The organism is Microbulbifer sp. ABH2_005, from assembly GCF_056160005.1.
Genome location: NZ_JBSWWI010000001.1, coordinates 4002037 through 4022087 on the forward strand (window position 1 = coordinate 4002037; position 20051 = coordinate 4022087).

Annotated in this window: 20 protein-coding genes; 9 read left to right on the top strand and 11 right to left on the bottom strand. The window is 55.2% G+C overall.

The features are described from left to right. Positions 1–55: 55 nt before the first annotated feature. The 3 genes from acs to ACXAFI_RS17380 form a co-directional block, all read right to left on the bottom strand. Positions 56–1993, bottom strand: coding sequence for an acetate--CoA ligase (gene acs / locus ACXAFI_RS17370; RefSeq protein WP_475109765.1), 1938 nt, complete (start codon positions 1991–1993; stop codon positions 56–58). A gap of 261 nt (positions 1994–2254) precedes the next feature. Continuing rightward, positions 2255–2620, bottom strand: coding sequence for a cupin domain-containing protein (locus ACXAFI_RS17375; RefSeq protein ID WP_444920810.1), 366 nt, complete (start codon positions 2618–2620; stop codon positions 2255–2257). Between the two features lie 47 nt (positions 2621–2667). After that, positions 2668–3162, bottom strand: a complete 495-nt coding sequence (locus tag ACXAFI_RS17380; RefSeq protein ID WP_475109766.1) for a 2-thiouracil desulfurase family protein — start codon at positions 3160–3162, stop codon at positions 2668–2670. 178 nt (positions 3163–3340) lie between these two features. On the opposite strand from ACXAFI_RS17380, the gene ACXAFI_RS17385 reads away from it, so the two are divergent. After that, positions 3341–4258, top strand: a complete 918-nt coding sequence (locus ACXAFI_RS17385) for a polysaccharide deacetylase family protein (protein WP_475109767.1) — start codon at positions 3341–3343, stop codon at positions 4256–4258. A 101-nt stretch (positions 4259–4359) separates the two neighbouring features. Here ACXAFI_RS17385 and panD read toward each other — a convergent pair whose 3' ends face one another. Both panD and panC read right to left on the bottom strand, forming a co-directional pair. Beyond that, complete coding sequence (gene panD, locus ACXAFI_RS17390; RefSeq protein ID WP_152450825.1) at positions 4360–4746, bottom strand: aspartate 1-decarboxylase; 387 nt, start codon at positions 4744–4746, stop codon at positions 4360–4362. A 13-nt stretch (positions 4747–4759) separates the two neighbouring features. Further along, a complete protein-coding gene (gene panC / locus ACXAFI_RS17395) occupies positions 4760–5608 on the bottom strand; it encodes a pantoate--beta-alanine ligase (protein ID WP_475109841.1) in 849 nt (282 codons plus the stop codon). 309 nt (positions 5609–5917) lie between these two features. On the opposite strand from panC, the gene ACXAFI_RS17400 reads away from it, so the two are divergent. From ACXAFI_RS17400 to ACXAFI_RS17425, 6 genes are all read left to right on the top strand, one after another. After that, the gene (locus ACXAFI_RS17400; RefSeq protein ID WP_475109768.1) at positions 5918–6622 is read left to right on the top strand and encodes a DUF6515 family protein; all 705 of its coding nucleotides are present in this window, start codon (positions 5918–5920) and stop codon (positions 6620–6622) included. 231 nt (positions 6623–6853) lie between these two features. Beyond that, complete coding sequence (speA, locus tag ACXAFI_RS17405; RefSeq protein ID WP_475109769.1) at positions 6854–8776, top strand: biosynthetic arginine decarboxylase; 1923 nt, start codon at positions 6854–6856, stop codon at positions 8774–8776. Positions 8777–8847: 71 nt separating this feature from the next. Beyond that, positions 8848–10041 carry a saccharopine dehydrogenase family protein gene (locus tag ACXAFI_RS17410; RefSeq protein ID WP_475109770.1) on the top strand — a complete coding sequence of 398 codons (1194 nt, stop codon included), beginning with the start codon at positions 8848–8850 and terminating at the stop codon, positions 10039–10041. 71 nt (positions 10042–10112) lie between these two features. Continuing rightward, positions 10113–11306, top strand: coding sequence for a carboxynorspermidine decarboxylase (gene nspC / locus ACXAFI_RS17415; RefSeq protein WP_475109771.1), 1194 nt, complete (start codon positions 10113–10115; stop codon positions 11304–11306). Positions 11307–11371: 65 nt separating this feature from the next. Then, the gene (gene speB, locus ACXAFI_RS17420; protein WP_152450815.1) at positions 11372–12244 is read left to right on the top strand and encodes an agmatinase; all 873 of its coding nucleotides are present in this window, start codon (positions 11372–11374) and stop codon (positions 12242–12244) included. A gap of 110 nt (positions 12245–12354) precedes the next feature. Then, positions 12355–13035, top strand: a complete 681-nt coding sequence (locus ACXAFI_RS17425; RefSeq protein ID WP_152450813.1) for a DUF6515 family protein — start codon at positions 12355–12357, stop codon at positions 13033–13035. Here the strand turns inward: ACXAFI_RS17425 and ACXAFI_RS17430 are convergent. The 6 genes from ACXAFI_RS17430 to rpsF all read right to left on the bottom strand — a co-directional run bounded on the left by ACXAFI_RS17430 (position 13025) and on the right by rpsF (position 17794). Then, a complete protein-coding gene (locus ACXAFI_RS17430; protein ID WP_475109772.1) occupies positions 13025–14116 on the bottom strand; it encodes a winged helix-turn-helix domain-containing protein in 1092 nt (363 codons plus the stop codon). The two genes, ACXAFI_RS17425 and ACXAFI_RS17430, sit on opposite strands and share 11 nt — an antisense overlap. Before the next feature lie 70 nt (positions 14117–14186). After that, the gene (dnaB, locus tag ACXAFI_RS17435; protein WP_475109773.1) at positions 14187–15629 is read right to left on the bottom strand and encodes a replicative DNA helicase; all 1443 of its coding nucleotides are present in this window, start codon (positions 15627–15629) and stop codon (positions 14187–14189) included. A gap of 108 nt (positions 15630–15737) precedes the next feature. Further along, positions 15738–16184 (bottom strand): 50S ribosomal protein L9, encoded by a 447-nt coding sequence (rplI, locus tag ACXAFI_RS17440; protein ID WP_152450807.1) that lies wholly within the window; start codon positions 16182–16184, stop codon positions 15738–15740. Positions 16185–16221: 37 nt separating this feature from the next. After that, positions 16222–17064 (bottom strand): YybS family protein, encoded by an 843-nt coding sequence (locus ACXAFI_RS17445; RefSeq protein WP_475109774.1) that lies wholly within the window; start codon positions 17062–17064, stop codon positions 16222–16224. Positions 17065–17107: 43 nt separating this feature from the next. Next, a complete protein-coding gene (gene rpsR, locus ACXAFI_RS17450) occupies positions 17108–17338 on the bottom strand; it encodes a 30S ribosomal protein S18 (RefSeq protein WP_108731487.1) in 231 nt (76 codons plus the stop codon). 12 nt (positions 17339–17350) lie between these two features. Then, the gene (gene rpsF / locus ACXAFI_RS17455; RefSeq protein ID WP_152450803.1) at positions 17351–17794 is read right to left on the bottom strand and encodes a 30S ribosomal protein S6; all 444 of its coding nucleotides are present in this window, start codon (positions 17792–17794) and stop codon (positions 17351–17353) included. Between the two features lie 338 nt (positions 17795–18132). On the opposite strand from rpsF, the gene ACXAFI_RS17460 reads away from it, so the two are divergent. Together ACXAFI_RS17460 and ACXAFI_RS17465 are read left to right on the top strand one after the other, a co-directional pair. Continuing rightward, positions 18133–18963, top strand: a complete 831-nt coding sequence (locus ACXAFI_RS17460) for an alpha/beta fold hydrolase (RefSeq protein WP_475109775.1) — start codon at positions 18133–18135, stop codon at positions 18961–18963. A gap of 242 nt (positions 18964–19205) precedes the next feature. Further along, a complete protein-coding gene (locus tag ACXAFI_RS17465) occupies positions 19206–20021 on the top strand; it encodes an isocitrate lyase/PEP mutase family protein (protein ID WP_475109776.1) in 816 nt (271 codons plus the stop codon). Positions 20022–20051: the final 30 nt, after the last annotated feature.

The window sequence follows — 20051 nt, forward strand, 5'->3', positions numbered from 1 at the left end:
TCTATGGCCTCGATAATCACACGATCGAGGAAAAAGTTACTGTGCTAAATTCAGGTCAGCGATTTTCGCGATGTGCCAGCAGGTCGTCAACCACCGCAGGGTCCGCCAAAGTGGAAGTATCCCCCAGATTGTCCAGATCGTTACAAGCTATCTTGCGCAGGATACGCCGCATGATTTTTCCGGAGCGGGTTTTAGGCAGGCCCGGCGCCCACTGAAGCACATCGGGTTTGGCAATGGGTCCTATCTCCTTGGCGCAGAGTCCAATCAACTCCTGCCGCAATGTGTCACTGGGCTCGCACCCTGTTTTGAGAGTGACAAACGCATAGATGCCCTGCCCCTTAATATCGTGGGGATAACCCACCACAGCGGCTTCCGCGGTGTCCGGGTGCGACACCAGGGCGCTTTCAATCTCCGCGGTACCGAGACGGTGGCCGGAAACATTCAGTACATCGTCGATACGTCCGGTAATCCAGTAATAACCATCAGCATCCCTACGCGCACCATCGCCAGTAAAGTAATAGCCGGGATAGGTGGAGAAATAGGTATCGATCATGCGCTGCTGATCGCCGTAAACCCCGCGAATCATCGACGGCCAGCTCCGCTTAATCGCAAGCGAGCCCTCTCCTGGCCCCTCAATTTCTTTGCCATCACCATCCAGTAATACCGGCTGCACGCCAAAGAAGGGTTTTGTTGCAGAACCCGGTTTAAGTGCCATTGCGCCGGGCAACGGGGTAATCATGTGGGCGCCGGTTTCTGTCTGCCACCAGGTATCCACAATCGGGCAGCGCTCATCGCCAACCACCTTGTAATACCACTCCCAGGCTTCCGGGTTAATCGGCTCACCCACTGTTCCCAACAGTCGCAGGGAGCTGCGCTCAGTACTTGTGACAAACTCATCTCCGGCTCCCATTAACGCGCGGATTGCCGTGGGTGCGGTGTAGAAGCTGTTGACTTGGTGTTTATCCACAACTTGCCAGAAACGTGAGGCATCGGGATAAGTTGGCACACCTTCAAACATCAGCGTGGTGGCCCCTGCGGCCAGGGGACCGTAGACGATATAACTGTGGCCGGTAACCCAACCGACATCGGCGGTACACCAGAAAACCTCGCCCTCGCGGTAATCAAACACATACTTGAAGGTCATGGTGGCCATCAGCAGGTAGCCTGCTGTGGTATGCAGTACACCCTTGGGCTTGCCGGTGGAACCGGAGGTGTAGAGGATAAATAGTGGGTCCTCGGCGTTGACGATTTCCGGTTCACATTCGCCATCCATTTCCGCAATGGAGTCCGCATACCAGATATCGCGCTTACTATCCCAGTCCACCGGGGCACCGATATGTTTCACCACAATGGCCGTGTGTACGTTGGGACACACGGACAGGGCCTTGTCCACATTGGCTTTGAGAGGGATATGCTTGCCACCGCGAATTGCCTCATCGGCAGTGATCACCAGGCGGCAATCGGAATCGAGTATGCGATCCTTCAGTGAGCTCGGCGAGAAGCCGCCAAACACCACCGAGTGCACCGCGCCAATACGAGCACAGGCCAGCATGGCGTAAGCCGCCTCGGGAATCATAGGCATATAAATACAAACCCGATCCCCTTTTTTAACCCCGCGGGATTTCAGCAGGTTTCCCAGGCGACATACATTGTCATACAGGGTGCGGTAGGTGATTGCCACGCTATCCGCCGGGTCGTCCCCCTCCCATAAAATGGCCGTTTGATCACTGCGGCTAGCCAGGTGTCGATCGATACAATTCACCGTGACATTGAGCTGACCATCGGCAAACCAGGCTGTATGCCCTCGGTGCATATCCTCTTCCAGCACCTGGGTAAAGGGTTTTTCCCACTGCAGGAAATCCTTTGCCTGTTGCGCCCAGAAGGCCTCCGGGTTTTGCACCGACTGATGATACATTCTCTCGTAATCCTCTGCGCCAATCAGGGCATTGGCGGCAAACTCAGCAGGTATGGGACGGGTATGCACTTCTGACATCTTCTTCTCCTTTATTATTAGCGTGGCATGGTGGCCTAGAGAAATCTGAGTTTATTAGGGCTTTATTCGGCTCACTTTATAGTATTGCCAGGGTGAAACAATCCCCCCACCTCTGGCAGAGCTGAAAACTAGGAAAAGTTCACAGCAGTACAAGAATATTCGCCTATCCCTTATCCACTGGAGACGGCTGAAACAACAAAAGGCCAGAGGGTTAATTAACAACAAAAATTATCGAATAAGCGCTGGGCAATTTACCGGGTATTAAATCCAGATATTATTATCCGCGGTCAGTTCACCCCCGGCATCACCAGTATTTACAACACCTCTGGGCTCGACCAGTAAAATCTCGCACTCCTGCTCAGCCCTTGGCTTGTGCTCCACGCCTTTGGGCACCACAGTCATCTCCCCAGGGCCTAAACAGATCGTATTATCCCGAAATTCAATTTCCATTTGTCCTGAGATGACGATAAAAACCTCATCCGTATCGGGATGATCATGCCAGGTAAACTCTCCTTGTATCTTGACCAGCTTGAATTGGTAATCATTCATCTCCGCGATGACCTTAGGAGACCAATGATCCGGGAACTTTGCTAGCTTTTCTCTGAAATTAATAACTTTATAACTCATTACCTAATCCTTTTCTCCCAAGCAAAAAAGCACTTACAACTTAAAAACTATATCGAGCGTGAAATCTCAACTAAGTCTCTGAGCCTTCCAACCCTATGCTGGCTAAAAACCAACACTCCCGACTCTCGTAAACAGGCAGCCACTATTCCAATCCCTTTTTTCTTCACTCCAGAAAAACTGCCATCGTAAATAAAATTCGAGCCACAGGATGGGCTATATTCTGTAAGTACCGCGAACTTGATATCCTGATCACGACACAGGCGCAGGGCTAAATCCGCTCCCAATATAAATTGATCCGTCAGATCCTCCCTGTCGCTTCCTATAACTCTGGCCGTGCCCGCTAAAACCTCAGTTCCGCTACCGCCGCAAATCTCTGCCGGCGCCCTGGGGATAGGTAAACCTGCCGACACCTCTGGACAGAGGGGAACAACCTCCTGGGTATCCACAAGCCAATTAAAATCTTTGCTATCAACCTCAACATCGCTACCGTTATAGCGCACCGCACATCCCAGAAGGCAAGAGCTTACTAATATTTTTGCCATATACACCTTCGCCCAAAATCGACAAAATAGGATAACAAGTTCATGGATCATTGAAATTCACAATACACAGTTTTTCGGTTTGCATAAAAAACGAATTAAGTCAGAAAGTCGGGATCACAGGACAGATCCCCCAGGCATACCGAGAAATCCATAAATAAACCTATTCGTGACAGAAACAATGCGACTTTCAATATTGCTTTTGATCATCTGCCTGATAATCAGCCCCGTGCTTAATGCCAAACAACTGGCCATTACTTTTGATGATGCTCCCCGTGAAGCTGCTGGTTATTTTGATGGGCCAACCCGAGCCAAAACACTCACTGAGAACCTGGAAAAATATCAGATTGGCCAGGTAGCTTTCTTTTCGACCACACAATTTCTGGATCAGGAAGGACTGGAAAGGATGCGCCTCTACGATGAAGCCGGGCATATTATTGGAAACCACACCCACAGCCATCCAAACTTCCTTGAAACAGAGCTATCCACTTACCAGAAGGAGTTTTTACAGGCACACCAATTACTTCAGCAATTTGACAATTTTAAGCCCTACTTTCGCTTTCCTTACCTGCGTGAGGGGGAAACTGTCGAAAAACGGGATGGTATGAGAAATCTGCTAAAAGAAAATAAGTACCAAAATGCCTATATAACACTGAATAATTACGACTGGTATATCGAAGAACTATTCCAGAAGGCTTTAAAAGAAGATAAACCCGTTAACCTACAAAAGCTTGCTGAAATGTATGTGGATGTATTGGTGCAGAGCATCAATTATTATGACCAGCTGGCAATCAAATATCTTGATCGCTCGCCCAAACATATATTGCTCTTGCACGAGATGGATATTTCCGCGCTTTTTATCGGGAATTTAGTGCAGCGCTTAAGGCAGGAAGGCTGGGAGATAATCTCTCCAGAAGAAGCCTATCAGGATCCCATCGCCCAATACCAGCTCCCCCAACCGCTCAAATACAACCCGGGCAGAGTCGGAGAAATCGCATTGAATAATGGGCAAAAGCAGGGCTTATGGCACTACACGCTGGATGAATCGTACCTGGAAAAAAGATTCCAGCAGGAAGTGTTATTACTCTCGGATCAATAATCTATTGAAAGCTTTTCTAGCATTAGAGTGAAAACGCAGAGGCATGAAAATTCATTAGGTGGGCAGAATACTACAGGGCTATAAGCCCTGTAGCCGGAGAATTAAGCTTCAGCGAGCTGCACAGGAATAGTATTGGTGCTGCGTTCCACCTTATTATTTTCATCCAGGTAGACCAGCTTGGGCTTGTGATTATCAGCCTCGGCCTCAGTCATCTGTGCATAGGAGGCGATAATAATACGGTCACCGACCTGTACACGGCGGGCAGCGGCACCGTTCATGGAGATAATACCGGAGCCGCGCTCGGCCAGGATCACATAGGTGTGAAAACGCTCGCCATTGCTCACATTGTAAATATCAATTTTTTCAAATTCGCGCAGACCGGCCAGCTCCACCAGGTCTTGGTCAATCGCGCAGGAGCCGTCATACCAGAGTTCGGCCTGGGTCACCGCGGCCATATGCAGTTTGCACTTCAACATTTCAATTTGCATGGTTGGATGCCCCTCAGAGTTCCAGGGATACGTTATCGATCAGGCGCGCCGCGCTGGTGTACATCGCGCCCAGAATCGTAATTTGTTTATCGTCATCGGCCGCAGGCTGTAGATCCTTGCTGTAGCAGATGGAGAAGTAGTCAACGCGAAAACCAGTCTCTTCGATGCGCTGACTTGCCTCTTTTTCCAGCTCGGCAAAATCCCGGCGCCCAGCCACGATTTCATCTTTAACCCAATTCAGTGACTGGTTGAGCACCGCCACCTTGGGGCGCTCGTCGGCAGTGATATAACCGTTGCGCGAACTCATCGCCAGGCCATCGCTCTCGCGATGAACCGGCGCGGCGACGATCTCCACCGGCATACACAAGTCCTCCACCATACGGCGGATAACTGCCAACTGCTGGAAATCCTTGATTCCGAAAATGGCTTTGTCAGGCTGCACAATATTGAACAGCTTGGAAACCACCGTTGTAACTCCTTCGAAGTGACCGGGGCGGCTAGCGCCACAGAGCACATCGGTCATGGCCGGGCAAACCACACGGGTCTGCTGATCCATACCGTTAGGGTAAATTTCGTTCTCATCCGGGTGGAATAGAAAATCGCACTCGGCCTCACGCAGCCTGGCCATATCCCGCTCCATAGTGCGCGGGTACTTGTCCCAGTCTTCATTCAAACCGAACTGAAGACGGTTGACGAAGATTGACACCACTACCAGGTCACAGTGCTGCTGGGCCAACTTGACCAGTTCGATATGGGCATCGTGCAGATTGCCCATGGTGGGCACGAAGCCCACGGTCTTGCCGTCTGCACGGGCTTTGGCCAATGCCTCGCGCAGGCTGGCTACGTGGTGAAAGACTTGCATCTCTATACGGCTCACTATGAATCAGCGCGGCATCATACTCGCTGAGACGGGGCGTCTCAACATAGTGAAAGTGCCGCTATCTTCAGGTTTTTCCTTCGGCAACTCCGGCAGGCTGTAACCCCCTATTCAAGTCTCACAAGCCGGATTGCCAGTCAGCTCCAACACCTCATTACAGCCCCCTTTTATCCCGACTCAAACTGTCGCGCAGAGTTCAGGAAGTGTTCATACCCGCCAGGGCAAACTGCCCGCCAAGATTCACAAAAGACTTTAACGACATCGAAAGAGCCATCCGTGCTCGGGAGCGCTGCCATGAGACACCTCACTACTGCCATCGCCACCGCGGGCCTGCTGCTGTTAGCAACCCCGGCCTTATCTGAAGTGCACCGGGAACATCAGCGGGCTATGGACCAGGATCACCACGGACAGGGTAGAGCCCATCGCGAACAACGTCACATGGAACGCGGCCACGACAGACATCACGATAAGCATCACAGTCGCAAGCACGAGAGAGAACACCGTCGAGAAGAGCGCAAACAGCGCAGGGAAGCACGTAAACAGCGCAGAGAAGAACGCAGACATCGCCGCGAAGTTCGCCACGCCTATAAAGACGGCTATTCCGATGGCTACAGCCGCGGCCACCGCACTGGCCACCGGCACGAGCACCGTGCGACACACAGGCCTCACTATCGCCGCGGCCATCGTGGGCACCGCCCGCACTGGCGTCCAGCGCACTATGGATACGGCTATCGCTGGCGCCACCTGCCCCATAATTTTGTCAGTGTCAGCATAGGCGCCGCCGGCTTCTACTATAGCGATGGGATTTTTTACCGCCCGGCTTCCCACGGCTATGTGGTAACTCGTCCGCCCCACGGTGCCATAGTACACAGTTTGCCGGCCTCGGCACTCACGGTGGTTCTCGGTGGCTACAACTACTACGTAGCTTACGACACCTACTACCAATGGGATGATCTGCGACGCGGCTACCGTGTCGTGCCCAACCCCGGATTGTTTTAACCCAACCCTCTTCCATCCCCCCTAGCTTTAGCGGTCTCAGGACCGCTTTTTTAATTCGCCCCTAAATCGGCACTGAAAATCTTCATTGCAAACAGCGCTAAAATCTGCGAAAACCGAATAAATATTTAGTTTTTAGCTGGGAAAAAATAGCGTTTTTTTATCTATAGTTATTGCTTTCCAGCACTGCTGGGCCCAAGATTCGCGCCCGCCACAGATCAACGGAAAGGCGCCATGAAACAGCAACAAGTAAAAAACTGGACCTGCGAAGATTCGGCCGAGCTCTACGGCATCCGCAACTGGGGCGCCGGCTATTTCGACTTAAATGAAAACGGTGAAGTCTCTGTCCTCACAGAGGGCCCCAACGGCGAATCCCACAGTGTCTCTTTGATGGAAATCGCCCGCGGTGCCACCGAGCGCGGTCTCGGTATGCCGCTATTGCTGCGCATCGAAAATCTGCTCGATGCCCAGATCGCCCGTATTAATGAATCCTTTGCCCGCGCCATCGAAGGCTGTGGTTACGGCAACGTATTCCGCGGTGTTTTCCCCATCAAGGTCAACCAGCAGTGCCAGGTGATCGAAGAGATCGCCAGTGCCGGCCGCCGTTTTAACCACGGCCTGGAAGCCGGTAGTAAAGCCGAGTTGATCGCTGCGTTGTCCATTCTGGATAACACCGAATCCCTGATTGTGTGCAATGGCTACAAGGACGAGGAATTTATCAACCTCGGCCTGCAGGCACAGCGCCTGGGAGTACAGATTTTCTTCGTGGTGGAAACCCCGTCGGAAGTGGAGACCATTATCCGCTGCGCAGAGCGCGAACAGGTGCGCCCCAATATCGGCGCGCGGGTAAAACTCGCCTCTAAAGTGGGCGGCTACTGGAATGCTACCAGTGGCGACCGCAGTATTTTTGGTCTGGGCAGTAACGACCTGATCGCCATGGTCGACCAGCTGCGCAGCCACGATATGCTCGACTGCCTCAAGCTGCTGCACTACCACCTGGGCTCACAGGTGCCGAATATTCGCGATATCCGCACTGGTGTGCTGGAAGCCTGCCGCTACTACGCCGACCTGGTGGAAGAAGGCGCACCCATGGGCTATCTGGACCTGGGCGGCGGCCTGGCAGTGGACTACGACGGCACCAAGAGCAACTACACCCACTCCAAGAACTACTCCCTGGACGAGTACTGCGTGGATGTGGTGGAAGCCATTATGGGCACCCTCGACAGCGAGGACGTGGCGCACCCGGTCATCATCACCGAATCCGGCCGTGCCACCGTGGCTTATTCCTCGGTGCTGCTGTTCGATGTACTCGACACCACCCGCTTTGAACCGGTGGAGCTGGAGCACACCAAGATCAGCGAAGGTGACCACCAGATGCTGCTCAATCTGCAGGACGCGGTGCGCAATATCACCCCCAAAAACCTGCAGGAGAGCTACAACGATGCCCTCTACTATCGCGACGAAGTGCGCTCCCTCTATCTGCACGGCCAGGTGAGCCTGCGCGAGCGCGCCAATGCGGAGAATCTGTTCCTGCAGGGCGCCCAGGAAATTCGCGCGCTTCTGGATGAGGCGGAGGAAATACCGGCAGACCTTGAGGCCCTGCCGGAAGTGCTGTCGGACATCTACTACGCCAATGTCAGCGTATTCCAGTCGATCCCCGATATGTGGGCCATCGACCAGGTATTCCCGCTGCTACCGATCCATCGCCTGGATGAGGCACCGACCCGCTCGGCCATCATCGCCGACATCACCTGCGACTGCGACGGCAAGATCGACCGCTTTATAGGCCGCGAGAAGGAGCAGAAAACCCTGCCCCTGCACGAGCTGAAAGACGGCGAGGACTATATTCTCGGCACCTTCCTGGTGGGCGCCTACCAGGAAACTCTGGGCGACTTGCACAACCTGTTCGGCGACACCAACGTAGTGAGCGTACGCATCCAGGAAGACGGCAGTATCGACTTCAGCCGCGAAATTCACGGCGACAGTATTTCCGACGTGCTGAGTTACGTAGAATATCAACCCAAAGCGCTGTTCGAGCGTTTCCGCCGCCTGGCTGAGCGCGCGGTAAAACAGGGGTTAATCACCGCCGCTCAGCGCAAGCAGATACTGCACACCTACACCGCCAGCATGAGCGGCTACACCTACTTCGAAAAGTAAGTTTAAAAAATAAGGCGCCAGCGCCTTTGAGAAGATAGCGGCGGCCAATGCCGCAGACTAAGGAGATCTTTATGGCCAACGTACTGATCATCGGCGCCGGCGGCGTCGGCCAAGTGGTCGCACACAAGTGCGCCCAAGTAGAGGAAGTGTTTGAAAACATCACCCTCGCCAGCCGTACCAAGAGCAAGTGCGACAAGATTGCGGACATGTTGCCGCGCAAAATCGATACCGCCGAAGTCGATGCGGACAATGTTCCCGAGCTGGTCAAGCTGATCGAAAAAGTGAAGCCGGACATGGTCATCAATGTGGCCCTGCCTTACCAGGACCTGCACATCATGGATGCCTGCCTGGAGACCGGCGTACATTACCTGGACACCGCCAACTACGAGCCGCCGGAAGAGGCCAAGTTCGAGTACAAGTGGCAATGGGCCTATCAGGAAAAATTCGAGAAAGCGGGTCTGATGGCACTGCTGGGCAGCGGTTTCGATCCCGGCGTGACCAGCGTATTTACTGCCTACGCCAAGAAGCACCACTTCGATCGTATCCACACCCTGGATATCCTCGACTGTAATGCCGGTGACCACGGCCTGCCGTTTGCCACCAACTTCAACCCGGAAATCAATATCCGCGAGATCACCGCCAACGGTCGCTACTGGGAAAATGGCCAGTGGGTAACCACCAAGCCGATGGAAGAGAAGCGCGTATTCAACTTCCCCGAAGGCATTGGCGATAAAGACATCTACCTGCTGTACCACGAAGAGCTGGAGTCCCTGTCCAAGCACTTCCCGGAAATTGAGCGCGCGCGCTTCTGGATGACCTTTGGCGAGAGCTACCTGAAGCACCTGGAAGTCCTGCAAAACGTCGGTATGACCAGCATTGAGCCGGTGCAGTTCCAGGGCCAGGAAATTGTGCCCATCCAGTTCCTTAAAGAGCTGCTGCCGGACCCCGCCAGCCTGGGCCCGCTGACCAAAGGCAAGACCTGTATCGGCAACATTATCCGCGGCACCAAAGACGGCGAAGAGAAAATCTACTACGTCTACAACACCTGTGATCACCAGGATTGCTACCAAGAGGTGCAGTCCCAGGCCATCTCCTACACCACCGGTGTACCGGCGATGATCGGCGCCAAAATGATGCTCGAAGGCAAGTGGATGAAGCCCGGCGTATGGAACATGGAACAGATGGACCCGGATCCCTTTATGGACGATCTGAACAAGTACGGCCTGCCTTGGCAGGAAACCTGGCTGGATAAACCCTTCCGGTAATTCCGTACTTTTCCACACCCCTCGGGATGGGCCCCGGCGCCCATCCCGCGCAGCAGGATAATAAGCTCCCCATGGATCTCACTCCCCGCGTAGACTACTTCGGACACTTTGACCCCTACCGCGTACCCTCTCCCTGTTTCGTGGTCGATGAAATCGCCTTGCGCGACAACCTGGCACTCCTCGCCGACGTACAGAAGCGCAGTGGCGCCAAAGTATTGGCGGCACTTAAAGCCTTTTCCATGTTCAGCACCGGGCCTATCGTCGCTGAGTACCTATCCGGTACCTGTGCCAGCGGCCTGTTTGAGGCCAAGCTCGGTTTTGAGGAATACGGCGGCCGCGATCAGGGCAAGGAAGTACACGTATTCAGCGCTGGCTATAAAGATGAAGAGCTGCGCGAAATACTCCAGTTCGCTCACCACGTGATCTTCAACTCCTTTTCCCAATGGAAGCGCTACCGGGAACTGTGCCTGGATATGCAGAAGCAGCGCCCCGAACTGCGCTTTGGCCTGCGTATTAACCCAGAGCATTCCGAAGGCCATACCGATCTCTACGATCCCTGCGCACCCTGCTCGCGCCTGGGCATAGTGCGTTCACTATTTGAGAACGAGTCTCTGGAGGGCATTAGCGGTCTGCACTTTCACACCCTGTGTGAACAGGACTTCAAACCTCTGGAGCGCACCATCACCGCCGTTGAGGAGAAGTTTGGCGACCTGATCCCACAAATGGAGTGGATCAATTTCGGCGGCGGCCACCACATTACCCGGCGCGATTACCAGGTGGATGAGCTGATTGCCGCTGTGCGCAACTTCTCCGAAAAATACGATGTGCAGGTCTACCTGGAACCCGGTGAGGCTATTTCCCTGTTCGCCGGCATCCTGGTGACAGAAGTGGTGGATACCGCCTGGAACGGCCAAAACCAGGCCATTCTCGACGCCTCCGCCACCTGCCATATGCCGGATGTTCTGGAGATGCCCTACCGTCCGGAAATCACCGGCGCCGCGCGCCCCGGAGAGCTGTCCCACACCTACCGCCTGGGCGGGCAGAGCTGCCTGGCCGGCGACAGCATCGGCGAGTACAGCTTCCACAACCCTCTCAGGGTGGGAGAACGCCTGGTGTTCGAGGAGATGGCCTACTACACCATGGTGAAAACCAATACCTTCAACGGTATTCCCCTGCCATCCATCGCCCTGTGGAATTCGGAGACCGACGACCTGAAGATGATCAAAAGCTTCGGTTACGAGGACTTCAAGGGACGCCTCTCCTGAGCGCACCCCCAATCAAGATAATGATCGGCAGGCAGTACCAAAGCCTGCCATCAGAGGATATGCAGATGCAGCCAGAAAACGACTACCCCATCTTCCTGGGCTCGGAAATCGAGCAACCCAAGCCCGAGAATGCCTTTTTCCACATTATCCCCATTCCCTACGAGGAGACCGTCTCCTACGGCGGTGGCACCGGCAAGGGCCCGGCCTCCATTTTAGAGGCCTCCTGGCAGCTAGAGACGTTCGACAACTTCTCCTCGCCCTGCGAGCTGGGTATCTACACCCGCCCGCCGGTTGAAATGGGTGGAGCCGCGGAACAGGTCATGGACAATATCGCCGCAGCCACCAAAGAGGTGCTGGCACTGGGTAAGATGCCCGTGGGCATCGGCGGCGAGCACTCGGTAACTTGGGGCATTATCAAAGGCCTGCTGGATGCCGGTGAAACCGACTTCGGTGTGGTGCAGATCGACGCCCATGCGGACCTGCGTGATCGCTATGAAGGTCACAAGCACAGCCACGCCAGCGTGATGCGCCTGGTAGTAGAGGCCGGCGTGCCCCTGTTCCAGCTGGGTATTCGCGCTTACTGTGAGGAAGAGATGCAGGCGCGCAAGGATTACAACGTTGGTTACCTGGACGCCCACCAGCTGGTGCCCAACAACGTGCAGGAATTCCAGCTGCCGGAAAACTTCCCCAAGAAGGTCTTCTTCACCCTGGATGTGGATGGCATGGACCCCTCGGTGTTCCCCTCTACCGGTACTCCGGTACCCGGCGGTCTGGGCTGGTACCAAACTCTCAACCTGTTTGAATCCGTGGCGCGCCAACGCCAAATTATCGGCTTCGACGTGTTGGAATTCGCGCCGATTGAAGGCTTCCACGCCTATGATTTCGCCGCGGCCCAGCTGATGTACAAACTGATGGGCATTATCCAGCGCAACCGCTGAGTGAGATTTCACTCTTCAGCACTTTGACAATTCTTAACCAATTAACCTGTCATTGCTGTCAGATTAAGGGTTAGTATGTCGATGTGAGTAATCACTTCGCTGGAGAGACCGTGAATAAGCTGAATCTAGTTCTTGGCGCCAGTGCCTTTATTGCACTGGCGGCTTTTGCCTTTAGTCCATCTGCGGACGCCCGTGGCTACGATCGCTGGGGGGAGCACCGCCATCATCATCGCCACGGTCACTACCATGGCGGCACCCGCATATCCATTGGCTTTGTCGCCCCGGTACTACCCACCAATCATGTGCGGGTTGCCGTCGGTGGGCGTCCCTATTACTACCACGGCGGACACTTCTACCGTCATGGTCCACGGGGTTATGTAGTGGTTAGTGCGCCACTGGGCGCTTCAGTGGTAACACTGCCAAGCAGAGCCGTGCCGGTACAAGTGGGTGGCGTGACCTACTACCAGTACGCCGATGCCTATTACCAGTGGGTGCCAGCTACCCGTACTTATGTGGTAGTCGCACCTCCCGCACCGGTGGCGGTCGTCCCAGCCCCGGCACCAGTGGTTACAGTTCCAGCACCTGTCGCTGCAACTCCTGCGCCGGCGACGGTCCCCGCGACACCCGACCCAGGCCCAGAAGGTTTCCAGCCCGGTCAGGTGGTGGAGACTCTGCCCAAAGGCTACGCGGCTGAAGTGATCAATGGCATTCAATACTACCGCTATGGCGGCAACTACTTTATGCCGACCCAGCGCGATGGCCAGGAAGTCTATGTGGTGGTCAAACTGTAAGCGCCGCCGCGCTTGCCAGCCCGTGAAAGCGGGCGAACTGACCCAAGGCCCGGTGAAAGCTCGCCTCCAGCGAGGCACCGGGCTTTTCCTGCCAATGCAGGGCCTCGATTCGCAGAACTCCCGATTCCCGATCCGCCTTCAGGTCCACCTGCCCCGCAAAACGATCACTGTATAAAATCGGCAGACAGAAGTAGCCATAGCGACGCTTGGCTGCAGGGACATAGCATTCCAGCTGGTAATCGAACCCAAACAGGCGGCGCAGACGCTTGCGCTGCAATATGAGCGGATCGAAAGGCGATAACAGCCGCACCTTGCGTCCTGGTCGCGCCGGACTCTGCTCCGGCTGCTCTGTGAGCATCAACTCTTTGCCATGAGAAGTCAGCTCACCAGTGGTGAGCATATTTTCGATGGCCCGTTGAATCAGGGGCTTGTCTTCTCGGCGCAGATAGGCGATTTCCTCAGCGCGGCCAATGCCCTGGCAACCGAGAAAAGTGCGCACCAGGTGTCGGCCATACGCCATTTCAGTAGCGGCGCTGGACGAGGTATTTGCCGGCAATACCCGCTCCGGGAGATCGAAGACTTTTTGAAAACCCTCGCGGTGGCTGACCATCAGCTCACCCTCGTGAAATAACTGCTCCAGCGCTTTCTTTTCCTCAGACCACTCCCACCAGCCGCTTTTGGTGCGCACAAAGTCACTGGCTTTCAAGGGCCCCTCGGCGCGTACCCGGTCCAATACATAGCGGCACAACTTGGCATTCTTCTCAAACCAATGGCGCTGCCCGGCGCGGATACGATCCATACGCACCCGAGCATAGGGATAGTGCTCCATCGACAGGTAAGCGGCGGCGTGGGACCAGTATTCGAAAATTTCGCGGCGCTGTTCCGCTTCTGCCAGGTGTGACTCGCGGTAGCGGGGCAAGCGGTTGTACAGCTGATGGTGGTGCGCGCGGGTAATGCGCTGGATGGCATCCAGTTGCAGAGCGCCGAGATGCGCTATGAGGGCGGGGAGCCCCTCATTCCAGGGACTGTGGATAAACTGGCGCTCCAGCACCAGTGCGCGGATCTGTTGCTCTGACAGCAAGGTATAACTCTCCTTGGGTTCGGCGAAACGCGCTTGCCGGCACAGGCTTTAGTTGCATAGAAGGGGCGACCTACTCGCCCTGATAGTATTCCGGTGCCAGGTTATCGAAGCGCGTATATTTACCGATAAATGCCGCGCGGCAAGTACCAATCTCACCATTACGCTGCTTGCCGATAATCAACTCGGCCAAGCCCTTATCCGGGCTGTCCTCGTTGTAGTATTCATCGCGGTAGATAAACAGAATCACATCCGCATCCTGCTCAATCGCCCCGGATTCCCGCAGATCCGAGTTCATCGGCCGCTTGTTGGGGCGCTGCTCCACACCGCGGTTAAGCTGCGACAGGGCGATTACCGGGCAGTCGTACTCTTTCGCCAGTGCTTTGAGAGAGCGCGAAATCTCGGAGATTTCCTGGGTGCGGCCCTCGGTAGAGCCCTTCACCTGCATCAGCTGCAGGTAGTCCACCATAATCATCGCCGGCAGGCTCTTGGCCTCGGCATCCTCGCGACTCAAACGAGGATTCTCCCGCATCAGCTTGTTGATGTGATCGCGCACCGTGCGCTTGGTACGCGCGCGCACTTCACTGGGGCTCAGCGCCGGGGTGTCATCGATATACAGGGCTTTGCCCTTCATTTTCTGCACGGCGCTGGAGAGCTTGGGCCAGTCCTCTTCCTGCAGTTTGCCATTGCGAATACGGCCCTGGTCGATGCGGCCGATAGAAGACAGCATCCGCATTACCAGACTGTCGGAAGGCATCTCCATACTGAAGACCAGGGTCGGGCGCTCCTGGCTGAGCATGGCGCTCTCAATAAAATTCAGTGCCAGCGCGGTTTTGCCCATGGAAGGACGCGCGGCGAGGATTACCAGCTCGCCCGGTTGCCAGCCGGAGGTGCGCTGGTCCAGTTCGGTGAGGCCGGTACTGATACCGGTGATATCGCCTTCGGTTTTGAACAGCTCATCGATGCGCTCGACGGTTTTCTTCAGCAGGGTATCCACGCCAACGAAACCGCCCTCTTTGGCGCGCCCCTCGGCAATCTCTGCCACACGGCGCTCGGCCATTTGCAACAGATCTGCAGAGGCCAGGCCACCGGGATTAAAACTGGTGCGGCTGATCTCGCCGGCGGCGGCGATCAGCTGACGCAGCATAGAGCGCTCGCGCACAATCTTGGCGTAGGCGACGATATTCGCTGCGGAGGGGGTATTCTCAGCCAGCTCTGCCAGATAGGCGGGGCCGCCAACCTCACCGAGGAGGTCGCGACTGGCGAGGCCTTCGGCGAGGGTAACGATATCCAGCGGCTGTTCGCCATCACTCAGCTCGCGCATGACCGCAAAGATCTTGCGGTGGCTGGCGGTAAAGAAGTCTTCTTCACTCAGCTGTTCGGCGACCGCATCGATGCGGCCCGGGTCCAGCATCAGGCCCCCCAGCACAGACTGCTCCGCCTCTACCGAATGCGGCAGCGGTGAGCTCTCCTCACTGTGGATATCTTCTTCGGGGGTAGCGTATTCGTCGATCATGGGGCTTTACTGGATACCAGAAACAAAACAGGCGCTGACCCGGTAGGGTGCAGCGCCCGATTGTAGCGCGGCTGGCGCCTGTGGCACCAACTGCTTGTCGGCAAAACCTTACTCGGCTTCGATAACGACTTTAACTACAGCAGTCACGTCGGAGTGCAGCTGTACATCTACTTCGTACTCGCCCACTTCGCGCAGAGCGCCTTCCGGCAGCTTCACTTCAGCCTTGGCAACTTCAACACCGCCAGCAGTGATTGCGTCGGCGATATCGCGAGTACCGATAGAACCGAACAGTTTGCCTTCATCACCAGCGTTGGCAGCGATGGTTACAACCAGGTCGGCCAGCTTGGTAGCGCGGCTCTCAGCTTCTGCCATTTTGGCAGCTGCTGCGGCTTCCAGTTCAGCGCGCTTGGCTTCAAACTCAGCAACGTTGGCTGCGGTAGCCGGAATTGCCTTACCAGTCGGCAACAGGAAGTTGCGGCCGAAACCGGCTTTAACTTCAACGCGATCACCCACGTTGCCCAGTTTGCCTACTTTATCGAGCAGAATAACTTCCATCTCGGTTTCCTCAATTTCTGTATTGTGCGAAGCGCGCCTACTTTGCGGAGCGCCCGCGAATATCTATCCAGCTATCTACCAGAGCCAAACCACACAGGAATCCAGCCAGGGGTAGGCCACCAATCACCAGCATCACGTACATCGCCACCAGGGGACCAATCCCCCAACCGCGACTGGCGACCAGCCAGTGAATCAGGGCGATGCCTGCAACCACCATGGGGAAGGCGATCACCGCGCCCCAAAAGGCGTAACCCGGTGTCACCAGGCTCACCACCCACAGCAGCATACTCAGTGCCGCCAGCCATACCGGCATACGCAACTGGTGAAACTCCTGGCGGAAACCGCCGGGGTTATACAGCAGCGCCTGCCAGTAGCGCCCCAGAACCAAAGCCAGTGTGGCACTCATTGCCGATATCAGGCTCAGATATCCAGTGATCTGCAATTCGCCTGAGAACACCTGCTTCAGCTCTTCCATCGGAACCGTATTGGGCTGCTCCGCCGCTCTTTCGAGCGCCTGCATAAAGCCCTGCAACAAACCACCGCCGAAGACGGAAGTGAGCAATATGCCCACCGCCGAGGCCGCCGTTACTGTGAACAGTGCAGCAACCCATGAGCGGCTACTGCGCAGTGCCATAGCGCCGCAGAATACTGCGGCGAAGTGGCCGGCGGAAATGCCAGTCACTAGTGGTGGCACATTGCCGCTCATGCCCATAACAACGATCGGCAACAGTGCCCAGGCCAAAACCATCAGGCCTTCACTGCTGCCGCGGCGCAAACTCACTAGAGCGAGGATTGCCGGGCTTATCAGCGGTATCCCCACCATGGTGAGGATCACCGCCCGCACGCGCCCGCGCATAATAAACTCAGCTACGGCGCGCATAGTTAGATAGCTTCTCTATTAATGAGTCTAAGCAAACTGCGGCTTAGGCTTCGTGGCTGTCCGTGTACGGCAGCAGGGCCAGGTAGCGCGCGCGCTTGACCGCGGAGGCCAGCTGACGCTGATACTTGGCTTTGGTACCGGTGATACGGCTTGGAACAATCTTGCCAGTCTCAGAGATGTAGGCTTTCAGGGTATCGAGATCTTTGTAGTCGATACGCTTAACACCTTCAGCGGTGAAACGGCAGAACTTGCGACGACGGAAAAAACGTGCCATCTGATAATCCCCTTACTCTTCGCTTTCAGCGTTATCGGAAGATACTTCCGCGTCGTCAGAAGAAGATTGCTCTTCTTCAGCGCGCTCGCGACGCTCGGTGCGCTCTGCACGGGCAGCCTTGCGCTCACGGCTCTCTTTTTCCGCTTTCATGATCGGGCTCTCGTCGGTGATCGCCTCGTCTTCACGGATTACCAGATTACGGATAACCGCATCGTTGTAACGGAAGTTGGTGGTCAGCTCTTCCAGAGCTTCTTCGGTGCACTCAACATTCATCAGAATGTAGTGGGCTTTGTGGATCTTGTTGATCGGGTAAGCCAGACGGCGACGGCCCCAGTCTTCCAGACGGTGTACTTCACCGCCAGTGTCCTTGATGGCAGCGGTGTAACGCTCCACCATGCCAGGTACCTGCTCGCTCTGGTCCGGGTGAACCAGGAATACAATTTCGTAATGACGCATTTTAGCTCCTTACGGGTTAATCAGCCTTCCGGACAGTCCGGTAAGGCAAGGAGTACAACGGGTGCGGATAAACCGAGCCCATTGCGGGCGGCGTATTCTAGGCAGTTGCGGGATTGGTTGCAAGTTAACCAATTTCTCTAGGGCAGTATCTTCTCCAACTCGGGAGCAAGTTGAGCAATTAACCCAACCGCCTCCTCAGAGACCACCCTTGCCACACTGGGCCTCAGCCCAGCGAAACCCTATCTTTGTGTAGATTCAGCCACTGAACTGCGCGTTCTGGTCATGGGTTTGTGGCGGCGAGCTGGCATATAGTGCCTCCCTCTGTAGGGAGAAGTACCATGCCCCAAGAAACCCACAACCTTACTTTTGGCGCCTTCCAGGTGCCCGTCAACACCGTTCGCAACGGCGAAGGCCCCCTTGCCCTGGTGATTCCCGCCATGGGCGTTCCCGCCAATCGCTATCAGCTCTTGTTGCAGGAGCTGCAGCGGCTCGGTTACAGCACCGCCATCACCGAACTACCGGGCACTGGCGATAGCCTGCCGAGGCCCAACCGCGGTGCCGACTACGGCTATGACGACCTGGTATTTGCCTTTATCCCGCAACTGTTGGCACTGCTGGAAGAATCCTTCCCCGGTGGGCCGGCCCTGATCCTCGGCCACAGTATCGGCGGACAAACCAGCACCCTGGCAGCACGCGCCGGTCTGACCGGCAACGCCAGGGTTGTCACCATCGCCTCCGGGCATGTAGACCACCGCAGCTGGAGCGGGCTACACCGGTACGCCATTTTGCTTTTTGCCTCAATTGTGAGTGTCACCTCGAGCCTGCTCGGCTACTTTCCCGGCGCGAAAATGGGCTTTGGTTGGCGCGAAGCGCGCAAGTTAATGAAAGACTGGGCCCGCTCTATTTTCAGCGGCCGCTTTGCCCCAGAAAAACGCTTCGGGGAACACAAGCCCAGCGGCCAACCCACCCTGCATATCGCCCTGACCGGAGACCCCTTTGCACCAGTAAAGGCTGCACGCAAGCTGGCAGCTATTGTGGATGGCGAAACCCGCGAGATGGCCGCCACCTATCCGAAAGGCAACCCCCACCTGAGCTGGATCAAAAATCCACGTCCAATTATCGCCGAGGTGGACAGTTGGCTGACCCAGCAGCCGACGGGCTCCCACTAAGGAAATGCACCCCTTGGCGCTGGTTGAGCACTGGCGCCAAGCTATCAACTATTCCCAAACACCCAACACCCGCTCTTTTTATTAATATTTCACTCTTTGCTCTTTCAGCACTCCCCTTCCCTGCCGCTGTTCCCTTTGTTTACTTCCGGATCTGGCCAGAACCAAGCCGAAAACCAATAAAAAATTCGAAGTGATTTCCATTCCACTGGATCCACCAATAAATCATCACTAGGGGAAATTCGATGGCTGTTACCCACTTCGAACAATTCAACGCTTTACATCAGGGTGATCGACCCTTAATTCTTCCCAATATCTGGGATGCGGCCAGTGCCCAACTCGCTCAAGCGGCCGGCGCCCCCGCAATTGCCACAAGTAGCGCCGCTATAGCCTGGTCATTGGGCTATGCCGATGGCGGTAACTTGCCAATATTGGAGCACCTAAGAGCCGTTGAGCGTATTTTGCGTGTTTCCCATGTACCGGTTTCTATCGATATCGAAGATGGCTACAGCACAGACCCTGCGCGAGTGGCCGAATTAGTTGAGACTTTGTGTGATTTAGGTGTAGTCGGTATCAATATCGAGGATGGCAGCGAAAGCCCACAATTATTGGAGGAAAAAATTCTGGCTATCCGCTCCACTTTAACGGCGAGAAAGACGCGGCCATTGTTTATCAATGCGAGAACCGACGTTTACCTAAACGGCGCGGAGAATAGCAAAGAAGCTCTGAAGGAAGTTATACAAAGACTAGCGCGTTACCAGAATGCCGGTGCCAGCGGAGGATTTATACCGGGTTTAACATCCCCAATGGATGCCCGGCAACTAACAAAAGAAATCAGTATGCCACTTAATTTAATGCTCTTACCCGGCATGGAAAAGCCTGCACAACTCTGGAAGGCAGGCATTCGCAGACTCAGCTGGGGACCGGCTTTATTTCAATCGAGTTATGCGCTTTTTGGCAACAGGGTAACCAATCTCTTGTCAGACCAAAACCCGAAAGACATTTTTGATCACGAGCTAACTTATCATTATCTAAATAACCTAGCCATCAATCTTGAATAAAAACAATAAGGACTGGCCACTGCAGAAATG